Annotated in this window: 22 protein-coding genes and 1 pseudogene; 9 read left to right on the top strand and 14 right to left on the bottom strand. The window is 72.8% G+C overall.

Translation table 11 applies throughout. The features are described from left to right. Positions 1-24: 24 nt before the first annotated feature. The 4 genes from ACIRQH_RS40000 to ACIRQH_RS39985 are packed head-to-tail and all read right to left on the bottom strand — an operon-like array spanning position 25 to position 4228. On the bottom strand, positions 25-1257 hold the full coding sequence (locus tag ACIRQH_RS40000) for an amidohydrolase family protein (protein ID WP_404230416.1): 1233 nt from the start codon (positions 1255-1257) through the stop codon (positions 25-27). Further along, on the bottom strand, positions 1254-2537 hold the full coding sequence (locus tag ACIRQH_RS39995) for an amidohydrolase family protein (protein WP_404230413.1): 1284 nt from the start codon (positions 2535-2537) through the stop codon (positions 1254-1256). The genes ACIRQH_RS40000 and ACIRQH_RS39995 overlap by 4 nt, the downstream gene beginning before the upstream one ends. A gap of 9 nt (positions 2538-2546) precedes the next feature. Then, the gene (locus ACIRQH_RS39990; RefSeq protein ID WP_404230411.1) at positions 2547-3431 is read right to left on the bottom strand and encodes an SDR family NAD(P)-dependent oxidoreductase; all 885 of its coding nucleotides are present in this window, start codon (positions 3429-3431) and stop codon (positions 2547-2549) included. Then, a complete protein-coding gene (locus ACIRQH_RS39985; RefSeq protein ID WP_388877683.1) occupies positions 3431-4228 on the bottom strand; it encodes an acetoacetate decarboxylase family protein in 798 nt (265 codons plus the stop codon). The genes ACIRQH_RS39990 and ACIRQH_RS39985 overlap by 1 nt, the downstream gene beginning before the upstream one ends. Before the next feature lie 123 nt (positions 4229-4351). Here ACIRQH_RS39985 and ACIRQH_RS39980 point away from each other — a divergent pair, with 123 nt between their 5' ends. From ACIRQH_RS39980 to ACIRQH_RS39955, 6 genes are all read left to right on the top strand, one after another. Next, the gene (locus ACIRQH_RS39980) at positions 4352-4969 is read left to right on the top strand and encodes a TetR/AcrR family transcriptional regulator (protein WP_404230408.1); all 618 of its coding nucleotides are present in this window, start codon (positions 4352-4354) and stop codon (positions 4967-4969) included. Between the two features lie 290 nt (positions 4970-5259). Then, positions 5260-6258, top strand: a complete 999-nt coding sequence (locus tag ACIRQH_RS39975; RefSeq protein WP_358820940.1) for a DEDDh family exonuclease — start codon at positions 5260-5262, stop codon at positions 6256-6258. Between the two features lie 115 nt (positions 6259-6373). After that, positions 6374-6607: a hypothetical protein gene (locus ACIRQH_RS39970; protein WP_358820941.1), complete on the top strand. Its 234-nt coding sequence runs from the start codon at positions 6374-6376 to the stop codon at positions 6605-6607. 90 nt (positions 6608-6697) lie between these two features. Next, entirely contained in the window at positions 6698-7495 is a 798-nt protein-coding gene (locus ACIRQH_RS39965; RefSeq protein WP_388877677.1) for an SURF1 family protein, read from the top strand. An 84-nt stretch (positions 7496-7579) separates the two neighbouring features. Next, positions 7580-9409, top strand: coding sequence for a glycoside hydrolase family 15 protein (locus tag ACIRQH_RS39960; protein WP_388877674.1), 1830 nt, complete (start codon positions 7580-7582; stop codon positions 9407-9409). A 73-nt stretch (positions 9410-9482) separates the two neighbouring features. Further along, the gene (locus tag ACIRQH_RS39955; RefSeq protein ID WP_358820944.1) at positions 9483-10238 is read left to right on the top strand and encodes an SDR family oxidoreductase; all 756 of its coding nucleotides are present in this window, start codon (positions 9483-9485) and stop codon (positions 10236-10238) included. A gap of 9 nt (positions 10239-10247) precedes the next feature. Here the strand turns inward: ACIRQH_RS39955 and amaP are convergent, their stop codons facing one another. The 5 genes from amaP to ACIRQH_RS39930 form a co-directional block, all read right to left on the bottom strand. Then, positions 10248-10835: an alkaline shock response membrane anchor protein AmaP gene (gene amaP / locus ACIRQH_RS39950; RefSeq protein WP_358820945.1), complete on the bottom strand. Its 588-nt coding sequence runs from the start codon at positions 10833-10835 to the stop codon at positions 10248-10250. After that, positions 10832-11509 (bottom strand): DUF6286 domain-containing protein, encoded by a 678-nt coding sequence (locus tag ACIRQH_RS39945; protein ID WP_388877668.1) that lies wholly within the window; start codon positions 11507-11509, stop codon positions 10832-10834. Before ACIRQH_RS39945 ends, amaP begins: the two co-directional genes overlap by 4 nt. Then, positions 11506-11928 carry an Asp23/Gls24 family envelope stress response protein gene (locus ACIRQH_RS39940; protein ID WP_404230401.1) on the bottom strand — a complete coding sequence of 141 codons (423 nt, stop codon included), beginning with the start codon at positions 11926-11928 and terminating at the stop codon, positions 11506-11508. The genes ACIRQH_RS39945 and ACIRQH_RS39940 overlap by 4 nt, the downstream gene beginning before the upstream one ends. 3 nt (positions 11929-11931) lie before the next feature. Beyond that, positions 11932-12117 (bottom strand): hypothetical protein, encoded by a 186-nt coding sequence (locus ACIRQH_RS39935; protein WP_081223687.1) that lies wholly within the window; start codon positions 12115-12117, stop codon positions 11932-11934. An 88-nt stretch (positions 12118-12205) separates the two neighbouring features. Beyond that, on the bottom strand, positions 12206-12688 hold the full coding sequence (locus ACIRQH_RS39930) for an Asp23/Gls24 family envelope stress response protein (RefSeq protein WP_388934211.1): 483 nt from the start codon (positions 12686-12688) through the stop codon (positions 12206-12208). Between the two features lie 88 nt (positions 12689-12776). On the opposite strand from ACIRQH_RS39930, the gene ACIRQH_RS39925 reads away from it, so the two are divergent. Further along, a complete protein-coding gene (locus tag ACIRQH_RS39925) occupies positions 12777-13529 on the top strand; it encodes a nucleopolyhedrovirus P10 family protein (protein WP_404230399.1) in 753 nt (250 codons plus the stop codon). 124 nt (positions 13530-13653) lie between these two features. On the opposite strand, the gene ACIRQH_RS39920 is transcribed toward ACIRQH_RS39925, so the two are convergent. The 3 genes from ACIRQH_RS39920 to ACIRQH_RS39910 form a co-directional block, all read right to left on the bottom strand. Then, positions 13654-14457 (bottom strand): enoyl-CoA hydratase/isomerase family protein, encoded by an 804-nt coding sequence (locus ACIRQH_RS39920; RefSeq protein WP_404230397.1) that lies wholly within the window; start codon positions 14455-14457, stop codon positions 13654-13656. A gap of 143 nt (positions 14458-14600) precedes the next feature. Beyond that, positions 14601-14822, bottom strand: coding sequence for a helix-turn-helix domain-containing protein (locus ACIRQH_RS39915; RefSeq protein ID WP_018518904.1), 222 nt, complete (start codon positions 14820-14822; stop codon positions 14601-14603). Between the two features lie 362 nt (positions 14823-15184). Next, on the bottom strand, positions 15185-16783 hold the full coding sequence (locus tag ACIRQH_RS39910) for an ABC-F family ATP-binding cassette domain-containing protein (RefSeq protein WP_388877659.1): 1599 nt from the start codon (positions 16781-16783) through the stop codon (positions 15185-15187). Between the two features lie 365 nt (positions 16784-17148). On the opposite strand from ACIRQH_RS39910, the gene ACIRQH_RS39905 reads away from it, so the two are divergent. Beyond that, a complete protein-coding gene (locus ACIRQH_RS39905; RefSeq protein ID WP_388934216.1) occupies positions 17149-18039 on the top strand; it encodes a neutral zinc metallopeptidase in 891 nt (296 codons plus the stop codon). A gap of 139 nt (positions 18040-18178) precedes the next feature. Continuing rightward, positions 18179-18592, top strand: a complete 414-nt coding sequence (locus ACIRQH_RS39900; RefSeq protein WP_358820952.1) for a VOC family protein — start codon at positions 18179-18181, stop codon at positions 18590-18592. Positions 18593-18756: 164 nt separating this feature from the next. Here the strand turns inward: ACIRQH_RS39900 and ACIRQH_RS39895 are convergent, their stop codons facing one another. Together ACIRQH_RS39895 and ACIRQH_RS39890 are read right to left on the bottom strand one after the other, a co-directional pair. Further along, the gene (locus tag ACIRQH_RS39895) at positions 18757-20160 is read right to left on the bottom strand and encodes a hypothetical protein (RefSeq protein WP_358820953.1); all 1404 of its coding nucleotides are present in this window, start codon (positions 20158-20160) and stop codon (positions 18757-18759) included. A 221-nt stretch (positions 20161-20381) separates the two neighbouring features. Then, positions 20382-20585, bottom strand: a pseudogene (locus tag ACIRQH_RS39890) (hypothetical protein); the annotation flags it as partial. Positions 20586-20938 lie beyond the last annotated feature (353 nt).

Raw genomic sequence — 20938 nt, 5'->3', positions numbered from 1 at the left:
GCCGCCGGGGAGCCGCGGCGGCCCTCACCAGACGCGGACCGAGCCTCCCCTCGCGAACGCCGGGCTCGTCGCGTCGGCGGGCGGGGTGACGAGCGGCTCGGCGATCTCGGCCACCGTGGGGCCGACCTTCGCGGCGATCTCGTCGAGGTGGGCGAGATCGAACCCGTAGACGCGGGCCGCGTTGCCGCCGACCATGGCCGCGACCTCCTCGCGGGGCAGTCCCGCGTAGGCGATGCGCAGACCCTCGCGGGTGTAGGGGTGGGTGCCCTCGTCGTGCGGGTAGTCGCTGCCCCACATGATCTTGTCGAGGCCGATGCGGTCGCGCAGCGGGACCTCGTGGGGTCGCATGAAGCTGGCGCCGACGAAGCAGTGGTCCCGCCACACCTGGGAGGGTCCCTTGCCCATCGCCTCGCCGAGCCCGGCGCCGAACCTGGACTCGGCCGTCGCCGCCCGGCCGGCCGCCGCGACCAGCCGGCGGTGGTAGTAGTCCAGCATGTCGAGCACCCCGGGGATCCAGCCCGAGCCCTGTTCGGTGAGCACCAGGCGCAGGCCGGGATGGCGACGGAACGCTCCGCCGAACACCAGGTGCCACAGGGCCCGGTGGGAGAACCAGGTCGTCTCCACCATGAAGACCGCGCGGGCCGCCGGTTCGTCGCCCAGGGGCGGTGAGGCCGAGCCTCCGTGGTGGTTGACCGGGACGCCCCGTTCGGCGCAGGCCGCCCAGATCGGGTCGTACCCCGCCGAGTACAGCTCGGGCAGGCCGGAGCCCGGGGGTGTGCCGGGCAGCAGCAGGCCGCCCGTCAGACCGGCGTCCGCGGCCCGGTGGATCTCCTCGACCGCCCGGCCTACGTCGTTCAGGAGGATCTGGAAGACGCCCGCGCGCCGGCCGGGTGCCGCCGCGCAGAAATCCGCGAGCCAGCGGTTGTGGGCGCGCAGGCCCGCCCAGCGCTGTTCGAACTCGGCGGCCGTCGGGGCCGGTGCCATCAGGGACGCCGAGGGGAAGAAGGGCGGGATGGTGTTCGGGAAGACCACCTCCGCGACGATGCCGTCCTCCTCCAGTTCCGCGAGGCGCCGCCCGGAGTTCCAGTTCCGGTCGGCGGTGTCGGCCAACAGGTCCTCGTAGGGGTTGACGTAGCCGGCCGCCCAGGCGTCGAAGTCGTCGTGGTGCGCCCGCTCCAGGTAGGGCTTGTAGTCGAGGAGATCGGCGCCCGCGTGGCAGTCGGCGGAGATGACGGTGTAGCGGTCGTCGGCGGTCACGGGGTCACCCCCAGGTCGGGGAAGTCGTGGTCGGTCAGCCAGTGGCGGCCGACCTCGCTCGAGCGCGCCCAGGACGCCTCGACCGCCGACTGGTCCTCCGCCTGGCCCAGTTCGGCGGGCACGGGCCCGATCCGCCGGGCGAGCGGGGCGAGTTCGGTGACGTCGAAGCCGAAGACCTCGGCCGCGGCGAGTCCGAGCATGCGGCGGGTCTCCGCCACCGGGATGTCGTGGAAGGTCCTCGCCAGCCAGGCGCGGGTGTCGGGCCAGGTGCCCTCGGGGTGCGGGAAATCGCTGCCCCAGAGGATGTTGTCGACGCCGATCTCGTAGCGCTGGGCGAGTTCGCGGCGCTTGGTGTTGGTCGCGCAGATGAACACCTGCCGGTCCAGGTACTCGTGCGGGGGCCTTTTCAGCTCGGCGAAGGGCGAGAGCTTCTTGCCGCCGTGCGCGCCGAGGTAGAGCCGGTCCATGAACCACAGCAGGTTGGGCAGCCACCAGCAGCCGGACTCCGCGACGCCGAAGCGGAGACCGGGGTGGCGTTCGAAGACTCCCGACCAGAGCAGGAACCAGAGGGGTCGTGCCGGCCACCAGGTGACCTCGGAGACGTAGATGCCGAGGTGGTCGCCGTACTCGTGGCGGGGGGCGGCTCCGGAGTGGGTGACCACGGGCATGCCGCACTCGGCGGCCGCCGCCCACACGGGGTCGTAACGCCGGTCGTGGTAAGGCTCCTTGTCGACCCACATGGACGGGATCATCAGGGCGCCGAGGCCCGACTCCTTGGCCCGGTACACCTCGGCGACGACCCGGCCGGTCCCGCCCGTGATCGGCAGCAGCGCCACCCCGCAGTGCCGTTCGGGGTGTTCGGAGACGAACTCGGCGAGCCAGCGGTTGTGGGCCTGCGCGCCCGCCATGCCGAGGTCCGGGTCCTGGTCGCCGGAGAGGCCGAGGCCGACCCCGAAGGGCGCGGCCGTACGGCTGTCGACGGCGTCCGCGTCGGGGAAGACGACCTCGGCGGCCACTCCGTCGCCGTCGAGTTCCTTGAGGCGCTGCGCGGAGTCCCAACCGCCGCGCAGACCTTCTTCGTTGTCCTCGAACCACTTGTCGGCGAACGTCTCGTTGCGGATGCCGAGGCGGGTCATCTCCTCGCGGCGCCGGCCCTGGCCCGCGAGGAACTCGTCGAAGTCCCGGTGGAACCGGGCGTCCAGATAGGGCCGGTACTCCTCGGTGGGGAGCCCGGCATGGCAGTCGGAGGAGATGATCAGATACGGGTCCTGTGCGGTCACCGCGCCCCCTCAGTCGAGGATGAAGCTTTCCAGGTAGGACGGATCGGCCCGGTCGAGCATCGACTGCGACCGGGCACGGATCTGCCGGTCGCTGTGCTCGCTCTCGGGCAGCAGCCAGAAGCGGTCCCGGCGGATCCCCTCGGCGACGAGGTCGGCGACCTGTTCGACGGGCGTGAACCGGACGTCGTGGCCCGACTCCTTCATCGCGGCCTCCCACTGGTCGATGCTGCGGTACGGGGTCTTGCGGGGCCGCGCCTTCGCATAGCGCTCGGGACGGTTGCGGTGCGACTCCCACAGGCCGGTGCGGAGCATGTGGGGTCCGGGGAACAGCACGGAGGCGCCCACGCGCGCGTGCTCCGCCTTCAGATGGGCGTACAGCGACTCGGTCATCGTCACCACGGCCGCCTTGGTGACGGCGTAGACGGAGGCGGTGGGCAGCGGGGCGATCCCGCCGTCGCCGGACGAGGTGTTGACGACGTGGCCCGGTTCGCCCGCGGCGATCATCCGGGGGACGAACGCCTGGATGCCGTGGAAGACGCCCCACACGTTGACGGCGAAGGCCCACTTCCAGTCGTTCGGGTCGTGCTCCCACATACGGCCCTCGGCGCCGGAGCCGACGCCCGCGTTGTTGCACAGGACGTGCACCGCGCCGTACGTGGTGTAGGCGTCCTCGGCGAGCGCGACGACCTCGGAGCGCTCCCCGACGTCCACCACCCGCGCGTGCACGTCGGCGCCGTCCTCGCGCAGTTCCGCGGCGGCCTTGTCCAGGGCGCCCTCCTCGACGTCGGCGAGGACCACCTTCAGGCCGTCGGCCGCGAACCGTCGTGCCATCGCCAGCCCGATGCCGCCCGCCGCTCCGGTGACGACGGCGACCTGTCCCGCGCGCAGTTCCATCACAGGCTCCCTTCGGGCGGCCCGTCGAGGATCTGCCGCGGGTCGTCGTAACGCTGGTGGATGTACGGCAACAGGGCCTGCCCGCTGACGCGTTCGACCACCCTGCCCTGCTGGTCGGTGGTCTTCTCGCCGATGGTGATCTCCACGAGCCGGCGGACGGGGAGGTCGGCGACCGGGTCGTACATCGACTCGCGCAGGACGACGTCGCCGGTGAGGCGCTCCAGCCTGCGGACCTTCTCGTTGCGCACGCAGTGCACGAGGACGGGATCGAGGTCGAATCCCGAACCGTCCACCGCGGGAAGGAACTTGAAGTAGAAGTCCGTCTTCCGCGTGGGTTCCGGCAGCGGCAGGTCGCCGCTCACCGCGCCGCGCACCTCGACGAAGGCGATTCCGTGCCGGGCGAGGACGGCACGCACCACGAGCCCGTCGCGTTCGACCGTCACCTCTCCCAGTTTCTTGGGCTCCCCGAAGACCTCGCGCCCGCCGGTGAGGGCCCGTTCGTGGGTCATCGGCATGACCAGCGGGTACCAGCCGTCGATGCCGTCGTGCGCGGCGGCGACGGCGAACGAGCCGGCGCCCAGCGGGTATCCGGGCAGATCGACCTTGCTGATGTTCACGCGGACCAGGGGCCGCGCGGTGGGCTTCAGCGGGGGCGGCAGGACCGCCGCGACCGCGTCCGGATCGCTCTCCCAGACGGCCACCACGCCGGTGGACCAGATGTCGGGGAGCCGGGAGTTCGCGGTGCGCGCGGCGGCGATCTCCGCCTCGGTGCGTGCCCCGTACCTCACTCGTGCCATGTCGTACCGCCCTTCGCGGGGAAGCAGCAGCTTTCTGATGGCCCGTCACTGGCGCCTGTAACACAGTTACAGCAGACTGCTCGAAGGGTGAATACACGTGCAGGCACGGAGTTGGGGAGCGCCATGGGAAGACCCGCACTCACCCGCGAGGAGGTCCTGGAGACCGCCGCAGGTCTGGTGAAGCGGCACGGTCCGGACGCCCTGACGATGCGGGGGCTCGCCGCCGCGCTGGGCACCGCCGTCACCTCGATCTACTGGCACGTGGGCAACCGTGAGTCGCTCCTCGACGCCCTCGTCGAACGCACCGTGGCCGACCTCGGCGAGATCCGTCCCGCCGGGCGCACACCGGCCGCCCGCGTCGTCTCGGTCGCCCGGACCCTGCGCCGGCAGCTGCGCGAGCACCCCCACCTCGTCGCGATGGTCCACGAACGCGGCCTCACCGAGCGGATGTTCCTGCCCGCGCGGCAGGCCCTGGTACGCGAGGTGCACGCGGCGGGGCTGCGCGGGTCGCGGGCCGCCGAGGTCGTCCGCGCGGTGCTCTTCCAGGTCGTCGGTTTCGTCCTCGTCGAGCGCAACCGGGAGCGCGCGCCCGTGCAGCGGCCCGCCGAGGAGGAGCTCTGGGACGCGCGGACCGCACAGGGCGACCCGGCCCTGGCCCGCGCGCTGAGCCGCCCGGTCGACCCGGAGAGGCTGTTCATCACGTCCGTACGGGCGCTGGTGGAGGCACTGCTGGCCGGCTGACCCGGCACGGGGAGGGGGAGGGAGAGGGCGGCCGGGTCCGTGTACGGCCGCCGCCCGGCCCGGTCGACCGTCGCGGGCCCGAACTGCCGACGCGGGGGACCTCGTCGCGGCGCCCGGGGCGGCCGCTCCCGCGCCGGGCGCCGCCGCGGGCGGGCGGCGGCGTCAACTCGGGGGCGTGCGGCGCCCTTGCGAGGGGTCACGCGCGCGTGCCACGTCCGGGGCCCGGGGAGTCCCGTGTTCCGGGAAGGCGGCAGCGGAGCTGTCAGTCACGGCCCGTATCCTCAGTGACCATGCTCGAAGACCTCACGACCGCAGCGTCCCCAGCCTCCTGGCCGGCCGCGTATCCGCAGGGATACGCGGTCGTTGACGTGGAGACCACAGGACTGGCCCGCGACGACCGGATAATCTCCGCCGCCGTCTACCGGCTGGACGCGCGCGGCGAGGTCGAGGACCACTGGTACACGATGGTCAATCCCGAGCGCGATCCGGGCCCGGTGTGGATCCACGGGCTCACCGGCGACATGCTCGAAGGGGCGCCGCTCTTTCCTGAGATCGCCGAGGAATTCGCCGCTCGGCTCGACGGCCGCGTACTCGTCGCGCACAACGCGGTCTTCGACTGGTCGATGATCGCCCGCGAGTACGCGCGCGCTGAGCGCGAGGCCCCGGTGCGTCAGCGGCTGTGCACCATCGCCCTCTCCAAGGAGCTGGGTCTGCCGCTGCCCAACCACAAGCTGGAGTCCCTGGCCGCGCACTTCGGGGTCGTCCAGCAGCGCGCGCACCACGCGCTGGACGACGCCCGCGTGCTGGCCGAGGCGTTCCGGCCGAGCCTGCGGGCCGCGGCGCGCGACGGGGTGCGACTGCCGCTGCTCGAATGCCTGCCGCTCAAGGAGTGGTCCGGCAGCACGTCGGCACCCCGGATCGGACGCCAGGCCGGGGGGTACGCGTCCGGCGGCTATCCCTCCGGGAGTTGGCGCCCCTCCCGCAAGCGTCCCGCATGCCCCTATCCCAACCCAGGGCGTTACGACTCGGGCAGACCGCTCAAGCAGGGCATGCGCGTCGCGTTCTCCGGGGACACCTCCGTCGACCGCGAACTGCTGGAGGACCGCGCCGTCGAGGCCGGACTGCACGTCGCGACGAGCCTGTCCCGGCTCACCAGCCTGCTCGTGACGAACGACCCGGACGCCGCCACGTCGAAGGTCGTCAAGGCCCGGCAGTTCGGCACACCGGTGATCGACGAAGCCGCCTTCGGACAGTTGCTGCGCGACGTCGAACCCGCGTCGCGGGGGTGACGGACGTACGGGTGACCGAACGGGCACGGGAGGGTGACGGGCGTACGGGTGATTGACGCGCGACTCGCCCGGCCCCCGCTCGCCCGCGCCGCGACGGCACCCCACCCTGTGGCGCATGGCGAGATGCGAAGTATGCGGCAATGACTACGGAATGACCTTCGAGGTGCACGCGCAGGGCGCGGTGCACGTCTTCGACTGCTTCTCCTGCGCGATCCACCGGATGGCCCCGATCTGCGAGCACTGTCGCGTGCAGGTCATCGGCCAGGGCGTCGAGGTCGAGGGCCACTGGTACTGCGGCGGGCACTGCGCCCGCGCGGAGGGGAGGACGGGGATCGTCGACAAGGTCTGAGCCCCGGACCACCTCGGGCGCGGGTGGCGACCGGCCCTCGGCGGGACCCTCCCGTCGGGGGCCGAAACCGTGCCGAGTACCGTCAATGGGGTGTACCGCTTCCTGTTGTCCCGGCAGTGGGTGATCCTCACCCTCGTGGCCCTCGCGCTCATCCCCACGATGATCAAGCTGGGCTTCTGGCAGCTGCACCGGCATGAGCACAAGGTCGCCCTGAACACGGTGATCTCCGACTCGCTGGCGACGAAGCCGGTACCCGCCGAGACGCTCACCGCGCCGGGACAGCACATCCGGCACGACGACCTCTACCGCCGGGTCAGCGCCAAGGGCCACTTCGACACCGCGCACGAAGAGGTCGTCCGCCGCCGCACCAACTCCGACGGCGAGGTCGGCTACCACGTCCTGACGCCGTTCGTGCTGACCGACGGCCGCGTCCTCATGGTCAACCGGGGCTGGGTCCCGGCGGACGGCGCGCAGACCGCCTTCCCGAAGATCCCCGCCCCCGAGCGCGGCGAGGTCACCGTCACCGGCCGGCTGATGGCCGACCAGACGACCGCCGACAGCGGCATCAAGAACGTCCGCGGCCTGCCCGACCGTCAGGTCATGCTGATCAACAGCGAGCAGCAGGCGCAGCGGCTCGGCAAGCAGGTCCTCGGCGGCTATGTCGAGCAGACGGCGCCGCGCCCCAAGGGCGACTCCCCCGAACTGATCCCGGACCCCGAACACAGCGACATCGGTCCCCACATGGCGTACGCGATCCAGTGGTGGCTGTTCTCCGCGGGCATCCCCTTCGGCTGGGTGGTCCTGGTCCGCCGTGAGCGCCGCGACCGCACGGAGGCGGCGGCCGCGGAGACGGCATCGGAAGAGGAAGCGGAGCCGGCGAGCGTCTAGAAGCGCCCGCCCCAGGTCACCCTGACCGCTCCTGCCACTCCGGCGGCCCGATTGACGCTCGCCCGGGTCGGGAACCCGTCCTGCGTGCACCGACGCATCGAGGACTACGCGCTCATCGGGGACGAACAGACCGCCGCTCTGGTGGGCCGCGACGGGTCCGTCGACTGGCTGTGCCTTCCCCGCTTCGACTCCGCCGCCTGTTTCGCGGCCCTGCTGGGCGACGAGGACAACGGCCAATGGCGGATCGCGCCCGAGGGTGCGGACGTGTGCACCCGGCGCGCCTACCGCCCGGACACCCTGGTGCTCGACACCGAGTGGGACACCGCCGAGGGATCCGTCCGGGTGACCGACCTGATGCCGCAGCGCGAGCACGCCCCCGATCTCGTACGCGTCGTCGAAGGGCTCAGCGGCCGGGTGAAGATGGGCAGCCGGCTCCAGCTGCGCTTCGACTACGGGTCGGTCGTGCCCTGGATGCGCCGGTCGGGCGGTCACCGGGTGGCGATCGCGGGCCCGGACTCGGTGTGGCTGCGCACCGAGCCGCCCGTCCGCACCTGGGGCAAGGACTTCCGCACCTACTCCGAGTTCACCGTCGAGGCGGGCGAGAAGGTCGCCTTCGTACTGACCTGGCATCCCTCGCACCGGCCGCGCCCGCCGCTCAGCGACCCCTTCGAGTCACTGGAGACGAGCGTCAAGGACTGGCGGGCATGGGCGGCGCGCTGCCGTTACGACGGACCGCACCGGGACGTCGTCGTGCGCTCCCTGCTCACGCTGAAGGCCCTCACCTACGCGCCGACCGGCGGCATCGTGGCCGCCCCGACCACCTCGCTCCCCGAGGAACTGGGCGGTGTCCGCAACTGGGACTACCGCTACTGCTGGCTGCGCGACTCCACCCTCACCCTGGGGGCGCTCCTCGCGGCCGGATATCTGGAGGAGGCCGAGGCCTGGCGCGACTGGCTGCTGCGCGCGGTCGCGGGCGACCCGGCGGACCTACAGATCATGTACGGCCTGTCGGGCGAACGCCGGCTGTCGGAGTACGAGATCCCGTGGCTGCCCGGATACGCGGGCTCCTCGCCGGTCCGGGTCGGCAACAGCGCCGTGGAGCAGCTGCAGCTCGACGTGTACGGGGAGGTCATCGACTCGCTGTGGCTCGCGCGGCGTTCGGGCCTGCCGTCGAGGCCGCACATGTGGCGGGTGCAGTGCGCCATGATGGACTTCCTGCGCGTCGCGTGGCGGCAGCCGGACGAGGGGATCTGGGAGATCCGCGGCCCGCGCCGGCACTTCGTCCACTCCAAGGTGATGGCCTGGGTGGCCGCCGACCGCGCCGTGCGCACCCTGGAGGAGGACCCGTCGCTCGAAGGCGACCTGGAGGGCTGGCGGGCGATGCGCGACGAGGTGCACCGCGAGGTGTGCGAGCGCGGCTTCGACGCCGAGCGGAACACGTTCACCCAGTCCTACGGCTCCACCGAACTCGACGCCGCCCTGCTGCTCATCCCCCGCGTCGGTTTCCTGCCCGCCGACGATCCGAAGGTGGTCGGCACGGTCGACGCGGTCCGTGCCGAACTCGCCCCCGACGGCCTGCTGGTGCGCCGCTACAGCGCCGCGACGAACGATGTCGACGGGCTCCCCGGCGACGAGGGCGCCTTCATCGTCTGCTCGTTCTGGCTCGCGGACGCGCTGCATCTGACGGGCCGCACGCAGGAGGCCCGCGAGCTGTTCGAGCGCTTGGTCGGTCTCACCAACGACGTGGGTCTGCTGTCCGAGGAGTACGACCCCGTCGCGGAGCGCCAGCTCGGCAACTTCCCGCAGGCGTTCAGCCACATCGGCCTCGTGGTGACCGCCCTCAGCCTCTACGGGGTACGGCCCGCGAAGCCGCCGGAGGACGGGGAGAAGCCGGCGGATCCTGAGGCGTCGTAGCGCGGCACGCCTCCCCCCGGTCGGCCCGCCACCGCCCTGGAGGCGCGTGACGGCATGGGGGAGGATGGGTGCCATGGATCTTGGACTGAAGGATCGTGTGTACGTCGTCACGGGCGCCACTCGTGGCCTGGGCAACGCCGCCGCGCGGGAACTCGTCGCCGACGGCGCGAAGGTGGTCCTGAGCGGGCGCGACGCGAAGAGCGCGGCCGACGCCGCCTCCGCGCTCGGCCCGAACGCGGTCGGGGTGGCTGCGGACAACGCCGACCCCGGGGCCCCGGCCCGCTTGATCGCGGCCGCCCGGGAGCACTTCGGCGCCTTCGACGGCATCCTCATCAGCGTCGGCGGCCCGCCGCCCGGCTTCGCCGCGGACAACACCGACGAGCAGTGGACGGCCGCGTTCGAGTCGGTCTTCCTGGGCGCGGTGCGGCTGGCCCGCGCGGCCACCGCGGAACTCGGCGAGGGCGGCGCCATCGGCTTCGTGCTCTCCGGCTCGGTGTACGAGCCGATCGGCGGGCTCACCATCTCCAACGGTCTGCGCCCGGGCCTCGCCGGCTTCGCCAAGTCGCTCGCGGACGAGCTGGGTCCGCGCGGCATCCGTGTCGTCGGGCTGCTGCCCTCGCGGATCGACACGGACCGGGTCCGCGAGCTGGACGGTCTGTCGGCCGACCCGGAGGCCACCCGCGCGGCCAACGAGTCGCGCATCCCGCTGCGCCGCTACGGCACGCCGGAGGAGTTCGGCCGGACGGCCGCGTTCCTGCTCTCCCCCGCCGCCTCGTACCTGACCGGCATCATGGTCCCGGTCGACGGCGGGATGCGCAGCGGGTTCTGACCGGCCCTCTCAGGTCACGCGCTCCGCGCGGTGCTTGACGGCGCGCAGCCGGACCTCCGCCGGGAGCGCGGCCAGGCCCGCCGAGTTCCGCGCGTGCGCCAGGGCCTCGACGGTCAGCTGGTGAAGTGCCTGCCCGGGGTCGACGTGTGGTTCCAGCAGGAGCCGTACATGCGCCTCGGGCAGGGTGCGGCGGCCGGTCAGGTGGACCCGTGCCGTGTCGACGCCGCCCAACCGGTCGGCCTCGGCGGCCAGTACGCTCTCCAGCGCCCGCCCGCGCAGCAGAGCGCCCTCTCCGTCGCCGGTGTCGACGAGCACCTCGGCGAGGCGGCGGCGCCGGAGGTCGGCGAACAGCCACCACAGGGCGAGCAGGACGAGGATCGCGAGGGCGGCGATGACGACGGGCCACCACCAGCCCTGGTCGCGCCACTTGGTGCGTTCGGCGGTGCTGAGGAGCACGTCGTGACGTCCGTCGTGGATCCACCAGGAGGGCGGCTTGACGCCGAGCCCGATGGCGAGGACGGAGCCGCCGAGGGCCAGCAGCACGAGCCCGGCGAGCCCGATCAGTACGCGGTTGACGGTCCGGCGCACGGACCTCACCCCTTCCGTCCGGGACGGGCGACCCGCACCGACAGACGCGGTGAGCGGGACAGCCCCAGTCCCTGAATGCCGTCGGTGAGCGTGGCGTCCAGGTCCGCACGGACGTCGTCGAGTTCACGGAAGTGCGACACCGCGCGGACGTCGACCTTGCGGCGTTTCACGCGGACCCGGACCGACTGGACGCCGGCGACCTCCATGGCCCGGTCGCGCAGGGCCATCGCGGCGGCTTTCCGGTGCAGACCGGCCCGCACGTCGCGGTGGGTGCGCCGCATGGGCAGCACGTCACGCAGTCCGGGGGTGGCGGCGAGGAGGACCAGCCAGAGCCCGAGCGCGGCGGCGATGCCGGCGCCCACGAGGACGGCGGTGTCGTCTAGGGGCCGCTCGGCGAGCTGCCGGGCGAACCACTTGCGCAACTCGAGGGCGGAGTGACCGGCGCGGACCGCCGCGACGTCGTAGAGGAAGAAGCCGGCGATCACGAGGAGCAGGATCGCGAGGATGCAGGCCGGAACACGGCGCGCGGACCAGAAGCGGCCCTGGCGGCCGTCCTCGTCGTCCAGGGTCTCCAGCGGTTCGTAGGCGGCTGCCGAGGCGGACTGACCGAGCGCGCCCGGGTCGTCCGGCTTCTCCAGCACCGGCAACTTCCGGGTGTTCTCGGAGCCCTGGGGCTCGCTCATTGCGTCCTCCCCTGTACCGAGTCCGGCCCGTGCGCCAGGTGCAGCCGCTCCACCTGGACGGCCACCTCCGGAACGTCCATTCCCGCCAACGCCTCTACCCGCTCCGCGACATGACGACGCACCGCGTTGCACTGGCCACCGATGTCGGAGGGGTATCCGAGTTCGAGACTGACGCGTACCTGGGCGCTGTGCGTCGCGCGGTCGCCCGCTCCCCCGGCGCCGGACGACTGCCGCCGGACGACGACGGTCGCGTGCGGGGGCACCGCGTCGGGCGGCAGCGGCGGCAGCGCCTCGCGCGCCGCCTGCGACGCGATCTTCGCGACGACCCGGTCGGCGATCCGGGTGGCGCCCCGTTCGGGCGCCACCACGGTCGTCACGCCTGGCCGGGTCTCACCGAGCCGGTCGACCTGACCTGGCACGGGTCACCGCCGCCGGTCGTCACGGGCGCGGAAGAGGTCGCCCACGTCCAGGTCCCCCTCGAGGAACCGTCCGACGAAGAACCCGACGGCGCCCAGAGCGGCCACCAGGAGAAAGGCGCCGAATCCACCGAAGTACCCGGCGAAGGCCAGCGCCATACCGGCGATCATGCCGACAACGGCCAAGCTCATGGTGCGCTCCTCAGCGGTTCGGCGACCGCGTGATCACGTGTGACGCGGTGGCCGGGTGGTGGTCCGGGACGTACCGATGTCCCCGAGGTCACTGGAGACGTGACTCCGGTTCCTCGTCTTCTTCCTCGGGAAGCTTCACATCACTCACCGCGATGTTGACTTCGACCACTTCGAGGCCGGTCATGCGCTCGACGGCCGCGATGACGTTCTCGCGCACGTCGCGCGCCACGTCGGCGATCGAGACGCCGTAGTCGACGACGATCTCCAGATCGAGGGCGGTCTGCACCTCGCCGACCTCGGCCTTCACACCACGGCTCACGGACTTGCTGCTGCTGGTGCCCGGCACCCGGTCGCGCACCGCACCGAAGGTCCGGCTCATCCCGCTGCCCATGGCGTGGACGCCGACGACGTCACGCGCGGCGAGCCCGGCGATCTTCTCCACGACTCCGTCGGCGATGGTGGTCCGTCCGCGCGTCGCGGGGTCCCCGCCGCCCCGCTTGGTGGGCTTGCGGCCGGCCTCCTTCTCGGAGTCGGGGCTGTCCGTCCGGTTCCGCTCGGTCATATCGCTCATTGCCGTACGTCCCTTTCGGTCGTCCTCCTGAGCCCACAGTAGGTCGGGTCGCGCGGTCGCGCGCCCGCTGATGGGGCAGGCTGGAGCAATGACGGCGGACCGGTGGGCGCAGGTGGTACGGCATCAGCTCGGACTCGGCAGGCTGCTGCCGCTGGGCCTGTCGCGCGACGGCGCGTGGATCACGGAGAGCGCCGCGGACGCCGTGCTGCGGCGGGCGGCGACGGCCGTGGACGGCGTGCGCCTCGGCGCGCTGCGGATCGCGCTCGCCGATCCGGACGGGCCGTACGCCTCCGCCGTACCGGCCCCGCCCAGTGCCCTCGCGCCCGGTCCGCTGCGCGTGACAGCGGAGTTCGGGGCGGCGGCGGATCCCACGGCCCCGGGCACCGACCCGTTGCCGACGACCGCGGAGCGGCTGCGGCTCGCCCTGTCGGCCGCCGCGACCCAGCGGCTCGGCCTCGACGTGAGCGAGGTGGACCTCCAGGTCACGGACCTGCTGACGGATCCGCCGGAGAAGCCGGAGAACAACAAGGAGGAGAGCGTACGGGAGGCTGCCGCGCCGAAGGCGCCGAAGGTCCCGAACGATCCGGAGGAGGCGCGGATCGCCGCCGTCGTCCGGGCCGTCGCGGGAGTCACCCGTCTGACGGACGCCCTGGGCCGATCGGTGGACATCACGGCTCCCGCCGCCTCGGAGCCGGCCGTGCCCCGCCGTCACGTCCGTGTCGAACTCGCGGTCTCCGCGGACTTCCGGGCGGTGGAGGTGGCACGCGCGGTCAGGACGGCGGTCGCGGAGGCCGCTCGGGACACCCCGTCCGTGGCGGTCCTGGTGACCGCCGTCGGCTGACGCGGTACGCGCGGGAGCGCCGGGTCGTCGAGACCGCCGGCTACCCGGCGTTCGCTCCGTCGCCCCGGGGTCGCGTCCACGGCCCGCAAGACAAGGCCGTACGGACGCGCCCCGCTCGTCGTGGTCAGTCGCCGACGCCGGCGAGGTCCCGGAGCCGACGGGCCTGCGAGGCGCGTTCGGCGGTGCGCTGCTCCTCGTAGGGACGCTCCTGCGCGCCGCGCAGCAAGGCCTTCGTCTCGATCACGGCGTCGCGCGGGGCGGCCAGCAGAGCCGCGGTGAGGTCGCGGACCGCGTCGTCGAGCTGGGCCGCGGGCACCGCGAGGTTGGCGAGTCCGGTGCGCTCGGCCTCCTCGGCGAGCACGAAACGGCCGGTCGCACAGATCTCCAGGGCGCGGGCGTACCCGACGAGGCTCACCAGGGGGTGCGTGCCCGTCAGGTCGGGCACGAGGCCCAGGCTGGTCTCGCGCATGGCGAACTGCACGTCATCGGCGACGACGCGCAGGTCACAGGCGAGCGCGAGCTGGAATCCGGCGCCGATGGCATGCCCCTGCACGGCGGCCACGGACACGATGTCGCTGCGCCGCCACCAGGTGAACGCCTCCTGGTACTCGGCGATGGTCGCGTCGAGTTCGGCGTCGGAGCCGCGCGCGAGGTCGATGAACGACGGTTCGCCGTCGAAGCCCTCGGGCGTGAACGCCTGCCGGTCGAGCCCCGCGGAGAAGGACTGGCCCTCGGCACGCACGACGACGACCCGGACGGAGCCCGGCAGTGACCGGCCGGCTTGCGTCAACGCCCGCCACAGAGCAGGACTCTGGGCGTTGCGCTTGGCCGGGTTGGTCAGTGTCACCGTGGCGATCGCGTCGTCGACGGTGAGCCGTACGCCGTCCTTGTCGAGAACCGGTTCGAGATCCTTGTCGGGCGAAGCCATGGGGTGCCTCCGATGGGTGCGGTCGGATCAGGTGTGCACCCCGTGAAGCACGAGCGCACACCTAAGTGACTGCACAGTAACCACCCGGTCGGTCACCCGACCGACCGGGTGGTCACCACCGAAGCCGATGGGGACGCCCGGCCTCAGGCCGTAGCGGCCTTCTTGCCCCGCGTCGCTCCGCCACGCCCTCGGAGCGTGACACCCGACTCGCTGAGCATCCGGTGCACGAAGCCATACGAACGGCCGGTCTCTTCGGCCAGCGCTCGGATGCTCGCACCGGAGTCGTACTTCTTCTTCAGGTCTGCCGCGAGCTTGTCGCGCGCGGCGCCGGTTACCCGGCTGCCCTTCTTCAGAGTCTCGGCCACCCGTGCCTCCTCATGGGAAGTGCGCTCTGGACTCTCATGATCACCCCTTCCGGGCGTCATGGCCACCCATTCGGCAAGGTCCGTAAGACAAGGTTTTGACGACAGGAGCCCGTCCCCACGAGTGGAATCTGTGGTTCCGGCTGGTGCGTTCCATACCGCCGAACGGGTTCTTCCACGAAGTACCTGGTCAGCGACGCAAGACGGCCGAGCCCTGGGTTCTCCAGGGCTCGGCCGGAAAATCGGTGTAGGACACACCTCGGTACGAGGAGATCTCACACAGATGGTGGATCACGGATCGGCCGAATGATCCATACGCGGTGGATCAGTCATTCGATCTCGGTGTGCGGACCCCTCGCGGGGCCTCAGGCGAGGGCGACCAGGTCGGCGTAGTCGGAACCCCACAGGTCCTCGACGCCGTCCGGCAGCAGGATGATCCGCTCCGGCTGGAGCGCCTGGACGGCACCCTCGTCGTGGGTGACGAGGACGACGGCGCCCTTGTAGGTGCGCAGCGCGCCGAGGATCTCCTCGCGGCTGGCCGGGTCGAGGTTGTTCGTCGGCTCGTCGAGCAGGAGGACGTTCGCCGAGGAGACGACGAGGGTCGCGAGCGCGAGCCGCGTCTTCTCACCGCCGGAGAGCACACCGGCCGGCTTGTCGACGTCGTCGCCGGAGAAGAGGAACGAGCCGAGCGTCTTGCGGACCTCGACCAGGTCCAGGTCGGGGGCGGCGGACCGCATGTTCTCCAGGACCGTGCGCTCGGGGTCGAGGGTCTCGTGCTCCTGCGCGTAGTAGCCGAGCTTGAGGCCGTGGCCCTCGATGACCTCGCCGGTGTCCGGCTTCTCGGCGCCGCCGAGGAGCCGCAGGAGGGTCGTCTTGCCGGCGCCGTTCAGGCCGAGGATGACGACACGGGAGCCCTTGTCGATGGCCAGGTCGACGTCGGTGAAGATCTCCAGGGAGCCGTACGACTTGGACAGGCCCTCCGCCATGAGCGGGGTCTTGCCGCAGGCCGCGGGCTCGGGGAAGCGCAGCTTGGCGACCTTGTCGGAGACGCGGACCGCCTCCAGGCCGGCGAGCAGCTTGTCGGCGCGCTTGGCCATGTTCTGCGCGGCCACCGTCTTGGTGGCCTTGGCCCGCATCTTGTCCGCCTGCGAGTTCAGCGCGGCGGCCTTCTTCTCGGCGTTCTGCCGCTCGCGCTTGCGGCGCTTCTCGTCGGCCTCGCGCTGCTGCTGGTAGAGCTTCCAGCCCATGTTGTAGACATCGATCTGAGCGCGGTTGGCGTCCAGATAGAAGACCTTGTTGACGACCGTCTCGACGAGGTCCACGTCGTGGGAGATCACGATGAAGCCGCCGCGGTACGTCTTCAGGTAGTCGCGCAGCCAGACGATCGAGTCGGCGTCCAGGTGGTTCGTCGGCTCGTCGAGCAGCAGGGTGTCGGCGTCCGAGAAGAGGATGCGCGCCAGCTCGATACGGCGGCGCTGACCGCCGGAGAGCGTGTGCAGGGGCTGGCCGAGCACCCGGTCGGGCAGGTTGAGCGCGGCGGCGATGGTGGCTGCCTCGGCCTCGGCGGAGTAGCCGCCCTTGGTGAGGAACTCCGTCTCCTGGCGCTCGTACTGCCGCATGGCCTTCTCACGGGTGGCGCCCGCGCCGTTGGCGATGCGCTGTTCGTTCTCGCGCATCTTGCGGATCAGGACGTCCAGGCCGCGGGCGGACAGGACGCGGTCACGGGCCAGGACGTCGAGGTCGCCGGTGCGCGGGTCCTGGGGCAGATAGCCGACCTCGCCGGAGCGGGTGACGGTGCCCGCGGCGGGCTGGCCCTGGCCGGCGAGGACCTTGGTGAGGGTCGTCTTGCCCGCGCCGTTGCGGCCGACGAGGCCGATGCGGTCGCCCTTCGCGATGCGGAAGGTGGCGGACTCGATGAGGATGCGGGCGCCGGCGCGCAGCTCGATACCGGAGGCGGAGATCACGGACAGACTCCAGGGCTGGGGTCCCCCCCTGCTCGAGCGGAGTCGAGAGCTCGGGGGAGGTTGGCGGATGGACGGCTGAGGACGTTCCCGCCGTCTAGTGCGCGAGGAGAATGGCCATGGGCCAAGTCTAACGGGACCGTGCAACCACTTTTCCGGTGTGCGGGCCTCCGGCACTGTGACACTCGCCCCGCCGCGCTCCTCGGACCGGACGCGGGAGTGCGGGGCGTCCGGCCGGGAAACCCGCCACGGAGGCCGCCGGGCGCGGGCGTAGCCCGTTCGGCCCCCGGGCCGGGGCCACGGGGCCGGGAGCGTACGAGGATGGCGCCACGGAGGGCGACCGACGTACGGCAGAGGGTGGTGTGTCCATGCAGTTCGACGACGACGCCGACCTGGACACGTCCGAGGTCCAGGATGTGCGCGGCAGTCGGATCCCCGGCGGCAGGGCGACCCTCGGCGGCGGTCTCGCCGGTCTCATCGCCCTGATCCTCGGACTGTTCTTCGGGGTCGGTCCCGACCAGCTCGGCCTGTCCTCCGGTAGCGACCAGCCCGCGCCGGCCTCCTCCTCCCTGGCACAGCTGCAGCAGACCTGCCGGACCGGGCGGGACGCGAACGCGGAGGAGGACTGCCGCGTCGTCGCGGTGGTCAACAGCATCCAGACGTACTGGACGAAGGAGTTCACGCGCCGGGGCGGCACCTACACCCGCTCTCCCACCGTGTTCTTCAGCCGCCAGGTCGGTACCGCCTGCGGCACCGCCTCGTCGGCCGTGGGCCCCTTCTACTGTCCCGGGGACCGCAAGGTCTATCTGGACCTGGGCTTCTTCGACGAGCTGCGCACCAAGTTCGGCTCCAGCGGCGGACCGTTCGCACAGGCCTACGTGGTGGCGCACGAGTACGGGCATCACGTGCAGGACCTGATGGGCACGCTGGCCAGGTCACAGGACGGGGTGACCGGCGCGAACAGCAACGCGGTGAGGGTGGAGCTCCAGGCGGACTGCTACGCGGGCGTCTGGGCACGGCATGCGACGACCACCCCGTCCACGTCGTCGGGCAAGCCGCTGCTGACCTCGCTGACGGACGCCGACATCCGCGACGGCCTGGACGCGGCGGCGGCGGTCGGGGACGACCGGATCCAGCAGCGGTACCAGGGCCGGGTCACGCCGGAGACGTGGACGCACGGGTCGGCCCAGCAGCGGCAGCAGTGGTTCTACCAGGGCTTCAGCAGCGGCGACATGGCGCAGTGCGACACGTTCCGGTGAGCGGGGCTCCCCCGGGGGCCGCCCGGTCCGCGGACGAGCCGCGGGCGGCGGGCCTTGGCCGGCGGGGCGTTGTCAGTGGCCGGTGCCAGACTGGGCAGCGGATCGGATTCCGGCGATGTGACGAGACGGAGTGATCGGCATGGCTGGTACGAACGGCGGACGCCCGAGCATCTATCCCTCGCTGTTGTACACCGACGCGAAGGCGGCGATCAGGCAGCTCACGGAGGCCTTCGGCTTCACCGAGCTGTCGGTCTACGAGGGCGAGGACGGCTCGGTGATGCACGCCGAGCTGGTGCAGGGGAACGGCGCTGTGATGCTCGGCTCCAAGGGCCGCGGCGGCCGTTTCGACGAGGCGATGAAGAGCGCCGGCCCGTGCGGGGTGTACATCGTCGTGGACGATGTCGACGCCCACCATCAGCGGGCCGTGGACCACGGCGCGGAGATCCTGATGGCCCCCGCCGACCAGGACTACGGCTCGCGGGACTACATGGCCCTGGACATCGAGGGCAACATCTGGAGCTTCGGCACGTACGCCCCGGAGATAGGCGCGTAGGAGCCGCGCTCCCCCGCCGCCGCTGCCCGGCCGTCGGGCGGGCAGCGGGGCCTCTTCGCGGGGCCGCGGCTTGTGCCGCTTGTGTGGAGATCCCGTCGGGCGCCGCCCGGGGGCGCTGTCCGACGGGCGCGTGCCTCTGCCCCCGTTCCCGACGGCTCCCGGGGTCAGCTCCCGCCGGTGTGCACCTGGAAGGCCGCCCGGCGCACGGCCTTGGCGAGGGCCGGGTCCGGGTGGGCGGCGGCGAGGGCGACGAGGACCTGCACCGTGCGCGGGTGACCGACGGCGCGCACCTCGTCGAGGAGTGCGGGCACGGTCGGCTGCACCGCGGACTCCAGATGACGGACGAGGAGCGGGGCGTCGCCGTGGTCGGCGACGGCTGCGGCCGTGTCGACCCACAGCCAGGTGGACTCGGCTCGGGTGAGGAGCTCGTGCGCGTCCTCGGGGTCGTGGCCGTCGTGCTCGGCGAGCCACAGCAGGGCGTAAGGGCGCAGCCACGACTCGTCGGCCACGGCGCGTACGTCGGGCTCGGCGGGGGCACCGACCACGCGCAGCGCCTCGAAGGCGAGGCCGCGGGTGAGGGCGTCCTCGCCGCGGGCTGCGGCGAGGAGCTCGGTGACGGCGCTGCCGACGGGGCGGGCGGCGAGCCAGGCGCGGTACTCGGCGCGGGCCGCGTTGGGGCGGAGCTGGGCGCAGCCGCGGAGCATGTCCTCGGCGGACTGCTCGATGTTCCCGGCGGGGCTCTGCGCGGCGACGCAGATCTGCTCCAGCTTGACCCAGACCGCCCAGCTGCCGAGCGGGGTGAGGGTGGCCTGTGCGTCGCCGTAGGTCAGCGCGCCGACGGAGGCGAGGGCGCGCAGCGCCCATTCGAGGAGGGGTGCGAGCGGGGCGTCCGTGATCTCGACGGGTTCCGGGGCGGGCTCGGGCCGGGGACCGTAGGCGACCTCGCAGCGCTCGGTGCGCAGTTCCGTGACGCGCTGTTCGAGGAGGTCGAGGAGCTGCTCCACGGGGACGGGCCCGGCGGAGAGCTGGAGGAAGGAGAGCACCTGGGGCATCGCGGAGACGACCTCGGCGACGGTGGCCGCCTCCCGGTCCGTGGGTTCGGGGTGGGCGAGGGACCAGGCGTCGAAGAGGGCGACCCAGCCGCGCAGGACGGCGCTGTCGTCGCGGCTCCAGGCGCGCAGCCGCCAGCCGGGGCGGGCGCTGTCGCCGTGCACCTCGATGAGGCCGGCCAGCCGGGCGGTGTCCCAGTCCGCGCGGACCTGAGCCGGGGTCAGTCCGAGTTCGGTGGCGGCCCGTTCGGCGGTCGCTTCTGAGAGCGCGCCCTTGCCGTCGGGGGTCGCGTCGTCGCGCCCCGGGCGCAGCGCGGCGTCGGCCCAGCGGGCGACGCGGGCCGCGTCGGACAGGCCGGTGCGTGCCATGCGGGCGAGTTCCGCGGGCGGCGGTGTGCCCTCCGGCGGTCGCGGTGCGGGGCGGGGTGTGCGGCGCTGGGTCACCGCTCGGGGAGCGGCCGCGAGGGGCCGCGGGCTGACGAGTCGGAGCCTGGAGTCGCGCGGGTTACGGGACGTCACGGGTGCAGTCTTCCGGTTGACGGTCCGAAAACCCAAACGGAATGCCCTCGCGGGTGCCGGTGGCGCTCGGGGAGGAGGCTCGCCAGGGCGCTCGCCGCACCGGAAAGTGCGCCGTGGGGAGTTGTCCGGGACGGAACCGGAAGGGCGCCGGAAGCGCACGTCCGCGGCGGCCGGGGAGCCCGGACCCGTGCGTCGGAGGCTGCTGCGGATCGCCGCCGGGGTCACATGAGTGGGGTGAGGAAGCGGCGGAGCGCCTCCTCGTAGCCGGTCGGGTCGGCGTTCCACATGGCGGCGTGCGGGGCGTCCGGGACGGTGTGGAGGGTGACCAGGTCCGGGCGGCTCGCCGCGAGGCGGCGGGACGGGCCCCAGGGGGCGATGGTGTCGTCCGGGCCGTGCACCAGCAGGGTCGGCACGGTGAGCCGGTCGGGGGGGGGGGGGGGGGGGGGGGGGGGGCGGGGCGCCCCCCGCCCCCCCCCCGGGGGGGCGGGGGGGGGGGGGGCGGGGGCGGGGGGGGGGGGGGGGGGGGGGGGGGGGGGCGGGGGGGGGGGGGGGGGGGGGGGCGGGCGCGGGGGGGGGGGGGGGGGGGGGGGGGGGGGGGGGGGGGGGGGGGGGGGGGGGGGGGGGGGGGGGGGGGGGGGGGGGGGGGGGGGGGGGGGGGGGGGGGGGGGGGGGGGGGGGGGGGGGGGCGGGGGGGGGGGGGGGGGGCCCCGGGGGGGGCCGGCCGGGGTGCCGGTGTGGGTGAAAGTGCTGGGCCGTATCGGCCTCGGGGGTCGTATCG

The organism is Streptomyces sp. NPDC102279 (assembly GCF_044766365.1).
Lineage (GTDB): Bacteria > Actinomycetota > Actinomycetes > Streptomycetales > Streptomycetaceae > Streptomyces.
Note: the sequence above shows the minus strand (reverse complement) of the source record. Positions and strands in the feature narration are given on the sequence as shown.

Excerpts from the sequence above, each read along its gene's own strand:
- ACIRQH_RS39930 (WP_388934211.1), bottom strand. The coding sequence starts at position 12,688 with ATGAGCGATATGACCGAGCGGAACCGGACGGACAGCCCCGACTCCGAG.
- ACIRQH_RS39905 (WP_388934216.1), top strand. The coding sequence starts at position 17,149 with ATGCAGTTCGACGACGACGCCGACCTGGACACGTCCGAGGTCCAGGAT.
- ACIRQH_RS39945 (WP_388877668.1), bottom strand. The coding sequence starts at position 11,509 with ATGAGCGAGCCCCAGGGCTCCGAGAACACCCGGAAGTTGCCGGTGCTG.
- ACIRQH_RS39955 (WP_358820944.1), top strand. The coding sequence starts at position 9,483 with ATGGATCTTGGACTGAAGGATCGTGTGTACGTCGTCACGGGCGCCACT.
- ACIRQH_RS39990 (WP_404230411.1), bottom strand. The coding sequence starts at position 3,431 with ATGGAACTGCGCGCGGGACAGGTCGCCGTCGTCACCGGAGCGGCGGGC.
- ACIRQH_RS39980 (WP_404230408.1), top strand. The coding sequence starts at position 4,352 with ATGGGAAGACCCGCACTCACCCGCGAGGAGGTCCTGGAGACCGCCGCA.
- ACIRQH_RS39920 (WP_404230397.1), bottom strand. The coding sequence starts at position 14,457 with ATGGCTTCGCCCGACAAGGATCTCGAACCGGTTCTCGACAAGGACGGC.
- ACIRQH_RS39975 (WP_358820940.1), top strand. The coding sequence starts at position 5,260 with ATGCTCGAAGACCTCACGACCGCAGCGTCCCCAGCCTCCTGGCCGGCC.
- ACIRQH_RS39985 (WP_388877683.1), bottom strand. The coding sequence starts at position 4,228 with ATGGCACGAGTGAGGTACGGGGCACGCACCGAGGCGGAGATCGCCGCC.
- ACIRQH_RS39970 (WP_358820941.1), top strand. The coding sequence starts at position 6,374 with ATGGCGAGATGCGAAGTATGCGGCAATGACTACGGAATGACCTTCGAG.
- ACIRQH_RS39925 (WP_404230399.1), top strand. The coding sequence starts at position 12,777 with ATGACGGCGGACCGGTGGGCGCAGGTGGTACGGCATCAGCTCGGACTC.
- ACIRQH_RS39935 (WP_081223687.1), bottom strand. The coding sequence starts at position 12,117 with ATGAGCTTGGCCGTTGTCGGCATGATCGCCGGTATGGCGCTGGCCTTC.
- ACIRQH_RS39900 (WP_358820952.1), top strand. The coding sequence starts at position 18,179 with ATGGCTGGTACGAACGGCGGACGCCCGAGCATCTATCCCTCGCTGTTG.